This window comes from Ignavibacteriales bacterium, assembly GCA_016709765.1.
GTDB lineage: Bacteria > Bacteroidota > Ignavibacteria > Ignavibacteriales > Ignavibacteriaceae > IGN3.
On sequence record JADJMD010000013.1, the window covers coordinates 1,045,607 to 1,060,931 of the forward strand.

The 15,325-nt window shown below is 34.6% G+C and carries 14 protein-coding genes; 6 read left to right on the forward strand and 8 right to left on the reverse strand.

All coding sequences use genetic code 11. The features are described from left to right. Positions 1–85 precede the first annotated feature (85 nt). The 6 genes from glgA (at position 86) to IPJ23_14270 (ending at position 4,344) form a co-directional block, all read left to right on the forward strand. The gene (glgA, locus tag IPJ23_14245; protein MBK7631837.1) at positions 86–1,552 is read left to right on the forward strand and encodes a glycogen synthase GlgA; all 1,467 of its coding nucleotides are present in this window, start codon (positions 86–88) and stop codon (positions 1,550–1,552) included. A gap of 175 nt (positions 1,553–1,727) precedes the next feature. Beyond that, complete coding sequence (locus IPJ23_14250) at positions 1,728–2,264, forward strand: TetR/AcrR family transcriptional regulator (GenBank protein ID MBK7631838.1); 537 nt, start codon at positions 1,728–1,730, stop codon at positions 2,262–2,264. Positions 2,265–2,359: 95 nt separating this feature from the next. Continuing rightward, positions 2,360–2,776, forward strand: a complete 417-nt coding sequence (locus IPJ23_14255; GenBank protein MBK7631839.1) for a hypothetical protein — start codon at positions 2,360–2,362, stop codon at positions 2,774–2,776. A gap of 124 nt (positions 2,777–2,900) precedes the next feature. Beyond that, complete coding sequence (locus tag IPJ23_14260) at positions 2,901–3,242, forward strand: hypothetical protein (GenBank protein ID MBK7631840.1); 342 nt, start codon at positions 2,901–2,903, stop codon at positions 3,240–3,242. Between the two features lie 62 nt (positions 3,243–3,304). Continuing rightward, positions 3,305–3,913, forward strand: coding sequence for a DNA-3-methyladenine glycosylase 2 family protein (locus tag IPJ23_14265; GenBank protein MBK7631841.1), 609 nt, complete (start codon positions 3,305–3,307; stop codon positions 3,911–3,913). A 29-nt stretch (positions 3,914–3,942) separates the two neighbouring features. Further along, positions 3,943–4,344, forward strand: coding sequence for a cupin domain-containing protein (locus IPJ23_14270; GenBank protein ID MBK7631842.1), 402 nt, complete (start codon positions 3,943–3,945; stop codon positions 4,342–4,344). Here IPJ23_14270 and IPJ23_14275 read toward each other — a convergent pair. The 8 genes from IPJ23_14275 to dnaA all read right to left on the reverse strand — a co-directional run bounded on the left by IPJ23_14275 (position 4,336) and on the right by dnaA (position 15,304). Next, positions 4,336–5,805 (reverse strand): M20/M25/M40 family metallo-hydrolase, encoded by a 1,470-nt coding sequence (locus tag IPJ23_14275; protein ID MBK7631843.1) that lies wholly within the window; start codon positions 5,803–5,805, stop codon positions 4,336–4,338. The two genes, IPJ23_14270 and IPJ23_14275, sit on opposite strands and share 9 nt — an antisense overlap. Before the next feature lie 123 nt (positions 5,806–5,928). After that, entirely contained in the window at positions 5,929–8,406 is a 2,478-nt protein-coding gene (gene gyrA, locus IPJ23_14280; GenBank protein ID MBK7631844.1) for a DNA gyrase subunit A, read from the reverse strand. Positions 8,407–8,443: 37 nt separating this feature from the next. Further along, complete coding sequence (gyrB, locus tag IPJ23_14285) at positions 8,444–10,420, reverse strand: DNA topoisomerase (ATP-hydrolyzing) subunit B (GenBank protein ID MBK7631845.1); 1,977 nt, start codon at positions 10,418–10,420, stop codon at positions 8,444–8,446. A 24-nt stretch (positions 10,421–10,444) separates the two neighbouring features. Further along, on the reverse strand, positions 10,445–10,735 hold the full coding sequence (locus IPJ23_14290) for a DUF721 domain-containing protein (protein ID MBK7631846.1): 291 nt from the start codon (positions 10,733–10,735) through the stop codon (positions 10,445–10,447). Next, positions 10,728–11,837 carry a DNA replication and repair protein RecF gene (gene recF, locus IPJ23_14295; GenBank protein ID MBK7631847.1) on the reverse strand — a complete coding sequence of 370 codons (1,110 nt, stop codon included), beginning with the start codon at positions 11,835–11,837 and terminating at the stop codon, positions 10,728–10,730. The genes IPJ23_14290 and recF overlap by 8 nt, the downstream gene beginning before the upstream one ends. 1 nt (position 11,838) lies before the next feature. Further along, positions 11,839–12,948: a DNA polymerase III subunit beta gene (gene dnaN / locus IPJ23_14300; protein ID MBK7631848.1), complete on the reverse strand. Its 1,110-nt coding sequence runs from the start codon at positions 12,946–12,948 to the stop codon at positions 11,839–11,841. Positions 12,949–13,122: 174 nt separating this feature from the next. Then, entirely contained in the window at positions 13,123–13,527 is a 405-nt protein-coding gene (locus IPJ23_14305) for a hypothetical protein (GenBank protein ID MBK7631849.1), read from the reverse strand. 379 nt (positions 13,528–13,906) lie between these two features. Beyond that, entirely contained in the window at positions 13,907–15,304 is a 1,398-nt protein-coding gene (dnaA, locus tag IPJ23_14310) for a chromosomal replication initiator protein DnaA (GenBank protein ID MBK7631850.1), read from the reverse strand. Positions 15,305–15,325 lie beyond the last annotated feature (21 nt).

The following is a 15,325-nucleotide window of genomic DNA, read 5'->3' on the forward strand; positions in this document are numbered from 1 at the left end:
TAACCCCGCAATTAATTGCGGGGTTAATAATTCAACTATTTATATTTAACTGTTTCAACTGTTTCCAAAACAACTTTTATAAAAAATGAAAATAGCATTTGTTACAACTGAATGCGTTCCATATGCAAAAACTGGTGGACTTGCAGATGTTGCAGGTTCGCTGCCCAAAGCATTAGAAAAACTTGGATGTGAGGTAAAAATATTTCTTCCAAAGTATCGCTCAATAGATGAATCTAAACACAGCTTGCGATATAATTGGAAGATTGGGGAAATGACAATTCGAGTTAATGGAATTGATCGTTCTGTGCATTTACACCAGGCAACGCTTCCAGGTTCAAATGTTGAGATTAATTTTATTGATTGTCCACATTACTTTTATCGAGATGCGATTTACACAAACGACATGGACGAAGATGAAAGATTTATTTTGTTCTCAAAGGCTGTAATTGAATCCATGCAAAGATTTGTATGGTCGCCCGATATTATCCAGTGTAACGATTGGCAAACCGGATTGATTCCGCTTTTTATAAAGGACAATTACAACTGGGACAGAATGTTTGACAACACCGCAACAGTTTTTACAATTCATAACATTGGATATCAAGGCAGATTTTCTAAATCTGCTTTGTTTGCGGCAGAGATTCGTGGTGATTTGTATTACCCCAATGGGCCTGTTGAGTTTGAAAATTCTGTTTCATTTATGAAAACAGGAATTGTTTTTTCTGATTTAATAAACACCGTCAGCAACAAATATTCGCACGAAATTTTAACCGAAGAATATGGCGCAGGCTTACACAATATTCTGCGTTCCCGCAAACAGGACGTTTACGGAATTTTAAACGGCGTTGATTATGAAGAATGGAATCCGGAAACAGATAAGTTTTTACCTTATAAATTTTCTATAAAAGATTTGTCTGGTAAAACAAAAAACAAAAAATTCTTAATGGATCATTTCAATCTTCCGTTTGATGAAAACAGACCTCTTGTTGGTGTTGTATCCCGATTAGTAATGCAAAAAGGATTTGATATTTTTTCTGCTGCAATTAACGACTTAATGAATATTGATGCACAATATATAATTCTTGGAAGCGGTGAAGATAAATACGAAGCATTCTTCCGTGGATTGCCTCAATATTTTCCCGGTAAGATTGGAACATACATTGGCTATAATAATGAACTATCACATCTAATTGAAGCTGCGGCAGATATTTTCTTAATGCCTTCGCGTTATGAGCCGTGTGGATTGAACCAGATCTACAGCTTAAAATATGGAACGGTTCCCGTTGTTAGAAAAACAGGCGGGCTTGCAGACACAGTAAAAGATTGGGATGAAGAAAATTATTATGGATTTGATCACGGTACGGGCTTTTCGTTTCATGATTACACAAGCTTTGCGCTTTCATCTTCTGTTGAGCGTGCTGTAAATGTTTTTAAACAAAAAGATATCTGGAAAAAAATCCAGCAAAATGGAATGAAATTAGATTTTAGCTGGAAAAAATCTGCAGAGAAATATATGGAGCTTTATAAGCTGGCTATGGAGAAGAGAAAATAGTCAATACAGGAGAGGACTTTTCGCTATTGCTTGCTTGATTATTTCCATTTCGCATAAACTTCTTTTTAGTTTGATGAGACGTAGCAAGAAGAATAAAATACTTGAAATAAAAAATATTGCGGCAAATAATGGGTTGTTGATAATCTTAAAAATTAATTGAGATTTGATTTTAATAATGAAAACTAACACTAAAGAACCATGGATTTTGACAGGTTATGACCTCTTCGCAAAGGAAGGACCAAAAGGTATTAAAATTGAGGTTATTGCCAAAAGAGTGAGTATAAGCAAATCATCGTTTTATCATCACTTTGCACACCTTGATTTGTTTTTAGAGCTACTGATAGAATACCATCTTCAGCAGTCACATATTATTGCCGATAAAGAAAATAGCGCGAAAAATATTGACCCTGAATTAATAGATATTCTTGTGAAACATAAAACCGATTTACTCTTCAACAGACAATTACGCATTAACCGAGAGCATAAGCTCTATTTGGATGCTCTCGTTAAATCTAACAAAACAGTAGGTGATGCTTTTGTAATGCTTTGGGTGAAAGATTTTGACTTAAAACTTTCTCGAAAACAATTACAAGGGATTTTTGAACTAGCCCTTGATAATTTCTATTTACGAATCAACGCCGAAAATCTTAATCATCAATGGCTTTCAGAATATTTTGCCAACTTAAAGAGAATCGCAAAAAATTTTGTTTAGCAATCATTATCTACTGTACGGTACCGTCTAAAATTGTTTATTTCTTTTTACTAAGTTTGTATCAAACTTAACGAGTAAACAGATTGAATAGTTTAATAACAAAACAATTTCACAAATCGTATTTAAAATTTACGGCAATCGTTGTGGGCTCCTTTGGCCCTATTTTCTTTTTAGGAACTATATTACCTACTTCCGAACCTGCAAGATGGTCGCTTGATTTATTAAGCTGGCCAATTGACGGTTTACAAAATTATCAAGCACCTACAACACGATTTCTATCGGCACTTACTGGTGGTTTTCTTTTTGGCTGGGGTGTGTGCATTTGGTGTTTGCAAAATTGGGTGTATGACCTTGCACCAGAAGGTGTACGTAAATCAGTAGTTATTGGGTTGGTTTCTTGGTTTTTTTTAGACTGTGCTGGTTCTATTGCCTCTGACAATGCTTCTAATGCTATTTTTAATGTACTCGTGCTTTTAATTGCTGTGGGCCCATTATGGAAATCAGCAAAATAATTTTCAGCTTACTTTTTAAATTCAAAATCCTGGACAATTTAAATAACGAACAGACTATATTTTTTCAGTAAACTTGCAACAGAAATTTCGCATATTATTTAATTAATTTATTGGAGTAAAAAACATGACTCAATTTCGTTTATTTTTAGCTGTTATTTTTACAAGTACTTTATTTTACACTGTCATTGTTGGTGCTGATCATGGATGGAATATCTTCACTCTTTTCTTTGGCGATATAAAGGCAATGATTTGGGCGGGTCAATTTAATTTAGACTTCATGTGCCATCTGATGATCTCTGGATTATGGATTGCATGGCGAAATCATTTTTCATCTAAAGGTCTTATTTTGGGCATATCAGGTTCCATTGGTGGAATTTTAGTACTTGCACCATATTTATTTTATTTAAGCTTCAAAGTAAATGGAGACATGAAAAAGCTATTTCTAGGCAATGTCAGAGCTATTTGAGTGATATGAAAAAATCAACAATAAAAATTACTGCTAACATATGTTAATAAAATTTTAAAACAATCACTTTGGTAATAAATAAACCTGACTCAAATAATCTCACCTCATCCCACAACATCTTTTCAAAAATAAAAGATAAATACGGCGCTCCACCAAACTGGAAAAGACCACAAGGTTTTGTTTCGCTATCAAGAATAATTTTAGAGCAACAAGTTAGTCTTGCTTCTGCAGAAGCACATTTTAATAAGCTTAAAAATTATCTGCCAGATTTTTCACCTAAAGAAATACTAAAACTTAGTGATGAAGAAATGAGAGTTTGCCAGATAAGCAGGCAAAAGGCAAAATATCTTCGTGAGCTTTCTAAAGCGGTGCTTAATAAAGATTTTGTTTTTGATGAGTTACCAAAACTTAGTCCTGAAGAAGTAAGAAAAAAACTTACAAGCATAAAAGGCATAGGAGACTGGACGACAGATATTTATTTAATGTTTTGCCTGCAATCAAAAGACATTTTTCCGCTTGGTGATATTGCACTAATCAATACAATAAAAGAATTAACAAAAGTAAAAACAAAACTCGGAATCGTTCGCCTTACGCAAAAGTGGAAACCTTATAGATCTTTGGCAGCTTATTTTCTGTGGTTTTATTATCTTAAAAAAAGAAATAGAATTTAGTTTATTTTTTATAACAAAGGATTCATCAAATGATAAAGCAAATAACAAAAACAAACGAAGCTGAATGGAAACCATTGATTGAAGAGGGCGTTAAAACAGAGGGAATATCTGTCAAGGTTCTCAGATATGATGAAGCCACAAGAAGATCACCAACTTTTATGTTAAAGTTTGAAGCGGGTGCTTCTTATCCAAATCATAATCATCCTGCGGGAGAAGAAGCTTACGTTTTAGAAGGAGAGGTAAGGTTTGGTTCTGATCAACTGAATTCCGGTGATTATCTTTATACTCCACCAGAAGCAATACATTCTGTTTTTTCAAGAACAGGCTGTATAATGCTTTTTTTGTTCCCGAAGAAGTTGAGGTTTTTTAATTTTTGGCTTGGTTTACAATTAGCAATATTACCAATTCAAAAACACTCTTTTTTATTTTAAAATCTCCTCGCGCTCATAATTTCCATTAGCTATTTCAAGAACTGTTAAGTGAGCAAGCTTAACAACTTTTTCATAAAGCGTTGGATTTAGTGTGCTTGCTTCATCTGTTGGAAGGTGAAGATGGTCATAACTATTTGTTGTAACAAAATACAAACACGGAATGGATTTTTCATGAAATGGTGTTGCGTCCGCTCCGCCGCCGTTCCATGTGCTGCTAACCATCGAGTTAAAACTTGTTTCATCAATTTGGTTTGCAATTTGCCAAAGATTTGGGGCGCTCGTTCCGTTTCCAACCTTAATACTATCGCCGTAACCTATGCAATCCAGATTAATCATTGCAGTAATTTTATCGTAACCCCTTTTCCAGATTTCAACAAAGTGCTTGGCGCCGTTCAATCCTTGTTCTTCGGATGCAAATAAAACAAATATTACGGAGCGCTTTGGCACTATTCCGCCTTTTACAAATGCATTCGCAATTTCTAAAACACCTGATGAACCGGAAGCATTATCGTTAGCGCCGGGAAACAACAAGCCAGCTTGTGAGCCAACGTGATCAATATGAGCGCCGACTATAACAAACTCTTCTTTTAATTTCGGATCTCTTCCTTCTATCATTGCCACCACGTTCATTGTTCGCGCATTCTTTTCATAAATAGCATTTACTTCGACTTGTGCCTTTGTTGTCAGATTCATAGAAAGAGGTTTTTTCTTTTCGTCTATCTTTGTCTGGCAATCGCTAATAGAAAAGCCCGTTCTGCTAAGCAAGTTATTTGCCGCCGCTAATGAAATATGTAGTTGTGGAAAATCAAGTGGTTGTTCTCCATCGCCGTGTAATACGCTGCTGATGAGCGGTTGAGGATTTACATCATTTGGAAGTGAAACAAATAAAATTCCCCTTGCGCCATGTTTCTTTGCAACAAGAGATTTTTCACGGGGATAATTTGTACCCCAATCTTTGTCATTGTTTTTCCATGTTGGATTTTGTTTAAACACCATAACAATTTTGTTCTTTACATTAATTCCGGCGTAATCATCATAATATAAATCTGATCTTGATATTCCATATCCGCAAAACACAACCGGCAAAGTAAAACTATTTGATCCTGTAAATCCCCGAAGAACGAAGTCTTTTCCTATTTCTCCGTTAACAGTATCGCCATCAACAATTGTTTTAAATACTACTGGAGAATTAATTTTATTATACTCAACATTGAAATACTGATAATAATTAACATCACCGGCAAACATTAGTCCAAGATCATAAAATTTATCTGCCGCAAATTGTGCGGCTTTGTTATAGCCCTCGCTGCCGGGTAACCTTCCATCAAAATCATGAGAAGAAAGAATCCTTACATTCTTAATAAGGTTTTCTTTTGTGATCTCTGAAAGACCTGTTGAGTTTTGAGCATTAACAAAAAAACTTATGAAAAGTATTGAAAGGATGATTAGTGAATTTTTCATATCTGGATTATATCTGTTTAAAATTATTTACGATTAAAAATACAAAAAGAACTGATAACTGGTTATAAAAAAAATCGCCCCTGCTTTGGGGCGATTTGGTCTTTTACTTTTTATAAAACAGAATTAGCTGAGCAATGGCTCTAGTTCTTTACCGTTACCATTAATCTCTTCATCGTCTTCAGGAACAACGCGGGCAATATCGGCAATTGAATCGTGTTCGTTCAGTCTGATTACTCTTACGCCCTGAGTGTTTCTGCCCATCACTCGCAAGTCTTTAACGCTTTGTCTAATAACCATTCCTTGTGTAGAAATAATTACAAGCTCATCACGATCAACAACTTCCATTAGTGCTATTAACTTACCGACTTTATCCGTTGTCTTAACCGTGATAACGCCTTTGCCGCCGCGTTTTGTAATTCTATAATCTTCGATATCAGAACGCTTGCCATAGCCTTTTTCCGTAACAACAAGCACCGTAGCTTTATCACTTCTGATAACTAGTAAACCAACTGCCCTATCACCTTTGCCGAGCCTAACTCCGCGAACGCCAGTTGCTGTTCTTCCCATATCACGCACATCTTTTTCATTAAAGCGAATTGCAAAACCATTGCTTGTTCCGATTACAATATCATTTTTTCCGTCTGTCATCTTCACTTCTATCAGCTTATCTCCAGCAGCAAGATTGATGGCGTTTATTCCACCTTTACGAACATTGCCGTAAGCAGAAAGAACGGTTTTCTTTATAGTGCCTTTTTCTGTTGCCATTATAAGGTATTGATCTTCACGGAATTCTTTAACTGCAACAAATGCTGTAATGTTGTCATCCTTATCTTTATCGAGAAGATTAACAATAGATCTTCCTTTTGCGGTTCTTCCAGCTTCCGGAACTTCATGAACTTTTAACCAATAGCATCGTCCTTTGTCCGTAAAGAATAAAATGTATTGGTGTGTTGAAGCAACAAACATATGTTCTATAAAATCATCTTCCTTGGTTCCAGCACCGGTTACGCCTTTACCGCCACGCCCCTGTCTTCGGTATCCGCTAACAGGGAAGCGTTTTATAAATCCACCATGTGATATTGTTACAACAACATCTTCTTCGGCAATAATATCTTCTAGAGCAAATTCTTTATAATCTTTAATAATTTCTGTTCTGCGCTCATCACCATATTTTTCTTTAAGAACAAGAAGTTCGTCTTTAATAATTTTTTTTCTTGTCCTTTCGTTGTCGAGAATTCCTGTAAGTCTCTCTATCAACTTAAGAATTTCTTTATACTCATCTTCTATTTTCTTGCGCTCCAGCCCTGTTAGGCGCTGTAATCTCATATCCAAAATTGCTTTAGCCTGTATCTCGCTTAACTTGAATTTTTTCATCAAGCTGCTTTTGGCCGTTTCAACGTCTTTAGATTTTTTAATTGTGGCTATTACTTCGTCAATATTATCAAGAGCAATTATGTAGCCTTCTAAGATGTGAGCTCGTCTTTCTGCCGCATCTAGCTCATATTTTGTCCTGCGGATAAGCACTTCCATTCTGTGATCTAAAAAGTGCTTAATCATTTCCTGTAAGTTAAGTACCTTAGGAGAGCCATGAACAAGTGCAAGCATAATTACGCCAAAAGTAACTTGCATTTGGGTATGCTTAAATAGTTGATTAAGAACAACAGCTGGCTGTGCATCTCGTTTAAGCTCTATCACAACTCGCATTCCATCGCGATCAGATTCATCTCTTATGTTTGATATTTCGGTTATCTTTCCCTGGCGCACAAGATCAGCCATTTTTTCAATTAGCGATGCTTTGTTAACCTGGTAAGGTAGTTCCGTAATAATAATGTTTTCTCTGTCGTTCTTTAATGTTTCAACATTTGCTTTTGCACGGATAACAACTCTTCCTCTGCCCGTAAGCAAAGCTTCTTTAACACCTTCATATCCATAAATAATTCCGCCTGTTGGAAAATCCGGAGCTTGAACATATTTCATCAAATCAGCAGCGCTTGCTTTAGGGTTTTCAATCATTGCAACACACCCATCTATAACTTCTCTAATATTATGCGGTGGAATGTTTGTTGCCATTCCAACTGCAATTCCGCTTGCGCCGTTTATTAAAAGATTAGGAAGATAAGAAGGCATTACCGTTGGCTCTTGAAGAGACTCATCAAAGTTGTTTGCAAAATCAACTGTGTTTTTATCAAGATCTCGGAGCATCTCATCTGCTATGCGTGCAAGCCTTGCTTCTGTGTAACGCATTGCCGCAGGTGAATCACCATCAACTGAGCCAAAGTTTCCCTGCCCATCAACAAGGGGGTAACGAAGTGAAAAATCCTGAACCATTCTAACCATAGAATCATAAACTGCAGTATCACCGTGCGGATGATATTTACCAAGAACTTCTCCAACTATTCTTGCAGATTTTTTATAAGGCCTGTTATGGGGTAAACCAAGTTCGTGCATTCCAAATAAAACTCTACGATGAACAGGTTTTAATCCGTCTCGCACATCAGGTAATGCACGTGCAACGATGACGCTCATAGCATAATCTATGTATGATGATTTCATCTCATCTTCTAATGTAACGGGTACAACTTTTTCAAATATTGTGGTCATATGTTTTAATAATTACTTTAATAAAAAATCGTTTTAATTATATATCAAGATTAGCATACTTAGCATGCTTTTCTATAAATGCACGTCTTGGTTCAACGGCGTCACCCATTAGTGTTTCAAAAATCTTATCTGCTGCCGCTGCGCTTTCTACATTTACTTGCAACACTGTTCTAGTTTCCGGGTTCATTGTTGTTGACCAAAGCTGTTCTGGATTCATTTCTCCTAATCCTTTATAACGAGAAATGGTAACGCCCTTTGGCTGTCCTTCTTCATCAACCTCGCTGTCATCTTCAACTACTCCTGCTTTTGCTTTTATATCTTTTCTAAACTGCTTTAAAACTTTATCTCTCTCTTCATCATCAAAGGCATAATGTTCTTCTTTCCCCTTCTTTACTTTGTACAACGGCGGTTGCGCAATATAAACCTTTCCGGATGTTATAAGTTCTTTCATGTGCCGGTATAAGAAAGTGAGAAGTAATGTTCGAATATGGCTTCCATCAACATCCGCATCCGTCATCAGGATAATTTTTCCATATCGTGATTTTGCCGCATCAAACTCATCCCCAATTCCAGCACCAAGTGCGGCAACCATTGTTTGAATTTCCTGGTTTTCTAAAATCTTATTAAGTTTTGCTTTTTCTACGTTAAGAATTTTTCCTTTGATTGGAAGTATCGCCTGGAATCTTCTATCTCTGCCTTGTTTTGCTGAACCGCCCGCAGAGTCGCCTTCAACGATATAAATTTCACAATGCTCTGGGTCGTTGATGGAACAATCTGCAAGCTTACCTGGCAAATGCATTGAGTCTAAAGCATTTTTTCTTCTGACAAGATCGCGGGCTTTACGAGAGGCTTCTCTTGCTTCTGCAGCACGCATACATTTTTCAATTATTTTTTTCCCAATCGAGGGGTTTTCTTCCAGATATTCTGATAATTTTTCACCAACTATAGTTTCAACAACTGATTTTACTTCGCTGTTACCAAGTTTAGTTTTTGTTTGTCCTTCAAATTGCGGCTCCATAACCTTTACAGAAATTACAGCAGTAAGTCCCTCGCGAAAATCATCTCCGGTTAGAGTTATTTTGTTGTTCTCTTTAATCAACCCATTTTTGTATGCGTAGTTGTTTAGCGTTCTAGTAAGTGCTGTTCTAAATCCAACTAGGTGGGTTCCGCCTTCAATTGTATTAATGTTATTTACATACGAGTGTACATTTTCCGAGTATGAGTCGCTGTATTCAAAAGAAATTTCAACAGGTGTGTTTTCTTTTTCGCCCTCAATATATACCGGCTTGTGTAACACTGTTCTCTGTTCATCGAGATATTTAACAAAGTCTATAAGTCCGCCCTTAAATCTAAAGGTTTCTTCCTGCCCATCATTTTCATCTTTCAGAATCATCGTTACTTCTTTGTTCAGATAAGCAAGTTCGCGTAATCTCTCAGAGACTGTTTCAAAATTAAATTTTGTTGTTTTAAATATTTCGCCGTCTGGCTTAAAATTAATCGTGGTTCCTGTTTGGTTACCCTTGTATGTCCCTGTTTGTTTTACCTTTTCAACCGGTATTCCCTGATGGTATTCCTGAAAATAAATTTTATTATCTCTTCTTATTTCCGCGGTCATTTTTTCAGATAGTGCGTTGACAACCGAAACACCAACTCCGTGCAATCCACCGGAAACCTTATATGAATCTTTGTCAAATTTTCCGCCAGCGTGAAGGACTGTCATAACAACTTCAAGTGCAGAGCGCTTTTCTTCCGGGTGCATATCAACAGGAATTCCTCTACCATGATCCTCAACTGAAACGCTTCCGTCTTTTTTAATTGTAACAATAACTCGATCATTATATCCACCTAATGCCTCGTCAATACTATTATCAACCACTTCGTTTATAAGGTGATGGAGACCGCGAGAACTAACATCGCCAATGTACATTGCCGGGCGCTTACGAACAGCTTCGAGTCCCTTTAAAACATTTATATTTTTTGCACTGTAATCATTATTGTTTTGAACTTTAGCCATTTAAGTTTTTTTCCTTTTAATTCTTTACTTGGCCGAAAATTTAATTCTATTAATTCTTTCTTGACCGTAATATGAATTTATTTTTTCTATTATTTCTTTTTCTTTAAACTTTAATTCGTTTCGCCATGCCGCATTTTCAACTTTAAGGGTAAGTGTTGAGAATTGTGCGCTCCTAGCTTTTGCAACTTTTGTAAATTCGGGAAATATCTTTTCAAAATCGTTAACAACATCGTTTTCAACTATAACGCTTCTGATGTTTTTTAATGCCGGATCATTATTAAAAACATCTTTAATGCTTCTAAAGCCATCAGGCATAGGCAATGTTTCCGTTATCTAATTTTATTATTAAATCTTTTTCGTCTTTTTTAAGAAAAGAAAAATCAGCAAAATCTGTAAGGGTTATAAATGCTTGCCCAACCTCTTTAAGATATTCACTTATTTTTCCGGCACGATAAGCATCAAGCTCACCAAAGACATCATCCAAAAGAAAAATTGGTGTTTTTCCGCTTGCATCTTTTAAATAAAAAAACTCTGCAAACCTCAGTGCTGTCTGAAACGTCTTATGTTGTCCTTGCGAACCATATGTTCTTAAGTTTATTTCATTTATCGTAAAAATAAAATCATCTCTATGCGGACCAACTAGATTAACAGAGCGTCTTATCTCTTCGTTTCTTTTATCTTCAATAAGAGATTTAAATGTATTGACAATTTCATCCTCGCTGCAGCCGTCAAGGAAATAATATTGTATAGTTGGATTTTCTTTATTGCCTATAATTTTATTATAGGATTCTGATATATAAGTACTAAACCTTTTAATAAAATTATTTCTATAATTAATTAATTCTACTCCATTTTCAATTAACTTTTCAGTCCAGGCGTCTAGTTCAGCTACAGCACTCTTTGAAAATCCTTCTCTTAATCTATTTAAAACAACTGAGCGCTGTTTAAGAGTTTTATTATAATCCAACAGAATGTTTAAGTAAGTGCTGCTTGCCTGAGAAATAACAGAATCAACGAGCTTTCTTCTTTCTGCTGGAGAGCCCTGTGTAATGGCATGATCCGCAGGAGTTAAAATAACAACTGGGAATTTTCCGATTACTTGCGAACTTCTTGAAATCAATTTTTCGTTTTGAAAATAATATTTGTGGTTTTCTTGCACAGAAAAAAAAACTCTAATCTTATCTTCTGTTATATCATTAAAAAAACCATTTACCTCAAAATCATTATCACTAAAACTTACGGCTTCAATATCTTTTGCATAAAAACTTTTAGTTGTGCAAAGATAATATGCCGCTTCTAACACTGAGGTTTTTCCTTGTCCGTTTCCCCCAACGATGTAATTTAGTGTATCAGAAAAGGTAAGGTTAATATTCTTATGAATTCTAAAATTCCTTAGAGATAAACGAGACAGGATCATCTTAATTGTTCAAACGCACCGGCATAAGCAACATCATAATATCTTCATTCTCATTATTTTTTACAGGCTCAATAATGCTTGCTTTTGTTGGAGAGTGAAGTTTAAATATTACTTGATCACCAACAAGATGTGATAAAATATCATTAACATAAGTTGTATTAAAACCAATATCCATAGGATCACCTTTATAATCACACTGAATATTTTCCTTGGCATCAGAACCGTGATCAATGTCTTCTGCTGATACTTCTAATGAATTTTCACTAATAGAAAACTTAACCTGTTTGGAATTTGATGTGGAAAACAGCATCATTCTTTTTACCGCAGACAATAACTCTGCTCTGTTTACAGTTAGAAAATTTTCATTCTCCAAAGGAATTACGCTACCGTAGGAGGGATATTTTTCACCTATCAGGCGACTAATAAATTCAAGATCGTTAATTATGAATGAAGCATATGTTTTACTTAAATAAATTTTTACATCTGCATCGCCTAATTGTTTTAATAAAACCGAAATTGCTCTTTCAGGAATTATATACTGATCCTGCGTATCTGAAGCAAAAGATTTATTAATAAACTTTACTAACCTGTGGCCATCAGTTGCTACAAATCTTAATCCTTCTTTTGAAAATTCCACTAATGTTCCTGTCATTGCAGGGCGCATATCTTCTTTGCTCATTGCAAAAGATGTTTGCTCAAGCGATTTTTTTAGATCGTTGCCATTTATAATAAGTTCTTTTTCTTTAGACACTGAAGCAATTTCAGGAAAATCTTCTGAAGGAGAATAACTTAAGCCATAAATGCCTTTATCCGTTGTGATTTTTATTTTCCCCTTACCATCAACTAAAAAGTTTACTTGTGTATCTTCCAATGATCTAACGATATCATAAAGCAATCTGGCTGGAACAACTATTTTAATATTTTTTTCCGCAGCCACGTTTAATGATGAACGCAATGCAATTTCAAGATCGGTTGCGCTAACTGTAAGCGAACCATCTTTTATTTCGAACAGAAAGTTTTCCAATATAGGCATTGGCGTGCGTGATGGAACAGCAGGAATAATTTTGGCTAATAATTTTTCCAATATTTTGCTGTTTATCTTGAATTCCATATAAAAATATCTCCTTTTGAAGCGCATAAAAATACTAAAAATAGAGGTAATTTCAATGAAAATTAAGAGATTAAATTTTAAAGGCGAGTTAGAATATTTATCAATTTAAAAATATAAAGGAGCTAAACTTTTTATAATTTAACTCCTTAAAAAAATGTAGTGATGCTCTATTTACTATGGTGTTTCAAAAGGATCAGCTCTGTTTATATCATCTGACGAGGATAAAACACCAAACAGGGTATATTTTGCACTATCAGTAACACTAGTATAAACTAAAGAAATTTCAGTACCTGCAAGTAATTTCATTTCTCCAGCAATATCACCTGTTGCAGTGGCTGATGTTATACCAAAAGGTAATTCGTAAACGGTTGAATATGCAAAAGTACCTTTTTTAAAATCATTTAAAATTAATGTTTCTCCTGCAGGAATATTATAAGCCTGACCACGTAAAGTTAATATTACACCACCATCAGCAAGATTTCTAGTGGTAATTTTATTTTCAATAAATGGTTCACAACTGGTAAAAGTTATAATTGATATTGTAACCAATGTGAAAAGAACTATTAATTGTTTTTTCATTTTTTCCTCTCTCATTTTAGAATTTTATTAATGAGATAATATTGTTTCTCAAATTTTAAGTAATTCAATTTATAAATCAATTAACACAATATTAATAATTAATATATATACATGTTTAATTAATAATAATAATAAGAATGTTAATATGTTAATAAGCTCTGTATTATCTGTTTTTGTTTTATAATTAAACTATTAAATCAACACTTAAAGTTAATTATATATCTAATGAATATTAGGTTACCAACAGAGCTATTAGAAATCAGTAGTAGTTAACAATTTATATACCATTCATTCACAACTTATTAACAGCCCAAAAAGCTTAAATACTTAATAAAAACAAAGGTTCCAGAATAAGCCTCATAACAGTTAGGTAATTATTTCAGGAATAATTAAGCTCAATCTTATTTCTAATACTATCAATCAGTTCTTTCATAGAAAGATCATTATTTCGCATTTGTTCGATGCTGTTACAAGCATGTATTACAGTTGAATGATCTCTTCCTCCAAAGTGAAGCCCAATTGTTTTTAAAGAAGACTTTGTAAGTTCCTTAGCAAAGTACATCGCCAACTGTCTGGCAAGAACAATTTCCTTTTTCCTGGTCTTCTCTCTTATCTTATTTTCAGCAATGTTTAAGTAATGACAAACAGCTTTACTTATGTCATCAATTGTAATATTTATTTTTCTATCTGTTGCAATTTCTTTAACGGTTCTTTTTGCAAGTTCAATAGTAATTTCTTTAGAGTTTAAAGAGGCATTAGCTAATAATTTTATTAAACACCCTTCAAGCTCACGTATATTAGAGGTAATACTTTCGGCTATAAACTCAAGAATATCTGTTGATATAGCCATTCCATATTCTTCTGCTTTGTTTTTTAGAATGGCAATTCTCATTTCAAGTTCCGGTGGCTGAATGTCAGCAGATAGTCCCCATTGAAATCTTGAAATTAATCTATCATCTAATCCTTTTAAATCTTTTGGTGGTTTGTCGCTGGAGAGAATAATTTGTTTTCTTGATTGATGAAGAGTGTTGAATATATGAAAAAACAAATCCTGAGTTTTTTCTTTACCCATTAAAAACTGAATATCATCAATTATCAAAACATCCATATTTCTATAAAATCCAGAAAAATCATTAACCTTATTAGTTTGAATAGCTTCTACAAATTCCACCGTAAATGAATCAGAGGAAAGATAGATTACTTTTTTTTCTGGAAAATTTTCCAGAATGCTATTACCAATTGACTGTATAAGATGAGTTTTACCTAATCCAACACCGCCATAAATGAAAAAAGGATTAAAAGAAGTTCCACCAGGATTATCGCTTATCGCACCAGCAGCGGCTCTTGCTAACTGATTGCCTTCGCCTTTAATAAAATTATCAAATTTGTAACGTGGATTAAGGTTTGTTTCATGTTCAGGTCTTTTTGTATTAATGGGTTTCGTTTTGCTCTCCTGAATGACAGGATTATCTTTTGCTAATTCCTCTTTCTGCTCTTGTTCATCGGCAATTATGTATGAGAGCTTACCATCTTCACCAAGTACATCAAAAATTGTTCTTTTAACAATTGTGCTAAAGTGTTCATCAATCCATTCCCAGAAAAATTGATTTGGAAGTTGAACTTTAAGATTTTTATCATTTACGCTAACAGGTCTGATTGGTAAAAACCAAGTGTTGTAAGTCATTAAAGTAACGTTTTCTTTAATGCGGGTTAAACAGTTTTTCCAGAGCAAATTAGCCTCTGTAGTAGTAGCAGTACTGGTGGTTTCTAGATTGATAAATTTAGGGTTATCCACAAT

Coding starts and splice junctions, on each gene's coding strand:
- IPJ23_14275 (MBK7631843.1), bottom strand. CDS start 5,805: ATGAAAAATTCACTAATCATCCTTTCAATACTTTTCATAAGTTTTTTT.
- recF (MBK7631847.1), bottom strand. CDS start 11,837: ATGATCCTGTCTCGTTTATCTCTAAGGAATTTTAGAATTCATAAGAAT.
- IPJ23_14290 (MBK7631846.1), bottom strand. CDS start 10,735: ATGCCTGATGGCTTTAGAAGCATTAAAGATGTTTTTAATAATGATCCG.
- dnaN (MBK7631848.1), bottom strand. CDS start 12,948: ATGGAATTCAAGATAAACAGCAAAATATTGGAAAAATTATTAGCCAAA.
- IPJ23_14250 (MBK7631838.1), top strand. CDS start 1,728: ATGAAAACTAACACTAAAGAACCATGGATTTTGACAGGTTATGACCTC.
- glgA (MBK7631837.1), top strand. CDS start 86: ATGAAAATAGCATTTGTTACAACTGAATGCGTTCCATATGCAAAAACT.
- IPJ23_14270 (MBK7631842.1), top strand. CDS start 3,943: ATGATAAAGCAAATAACAAAAACAAACGAAGCTGAATGGAAACCATTG.
- gyrB (MBK7631845.1), bottom strand. CDS start 10,420: ATGGCTAAAGTTCAAAACAATAATGATTACAGTGCAAAAAATATAAAT.
- IPJ23_14305 (MBK7631849.1), bottom strand. CDS start 13,527: ATGAAAAAACAATTAATAGTTCTTTTCACATTGGTTACAATATCAATT.
- IPJ23_14260 (MBK7631840.1), top strand. CDS start 2,901: ATGACTCAATTTCGTTTATTTTTAGCTGTTATTTTTACAAGTACTTTA.
- gyrA (MBK7631844.1), bottom strand. CDS start 8,406: ATGACCACAATATTTGAAAAAGTTGTACCCGTTACATTAGAAGATGAG.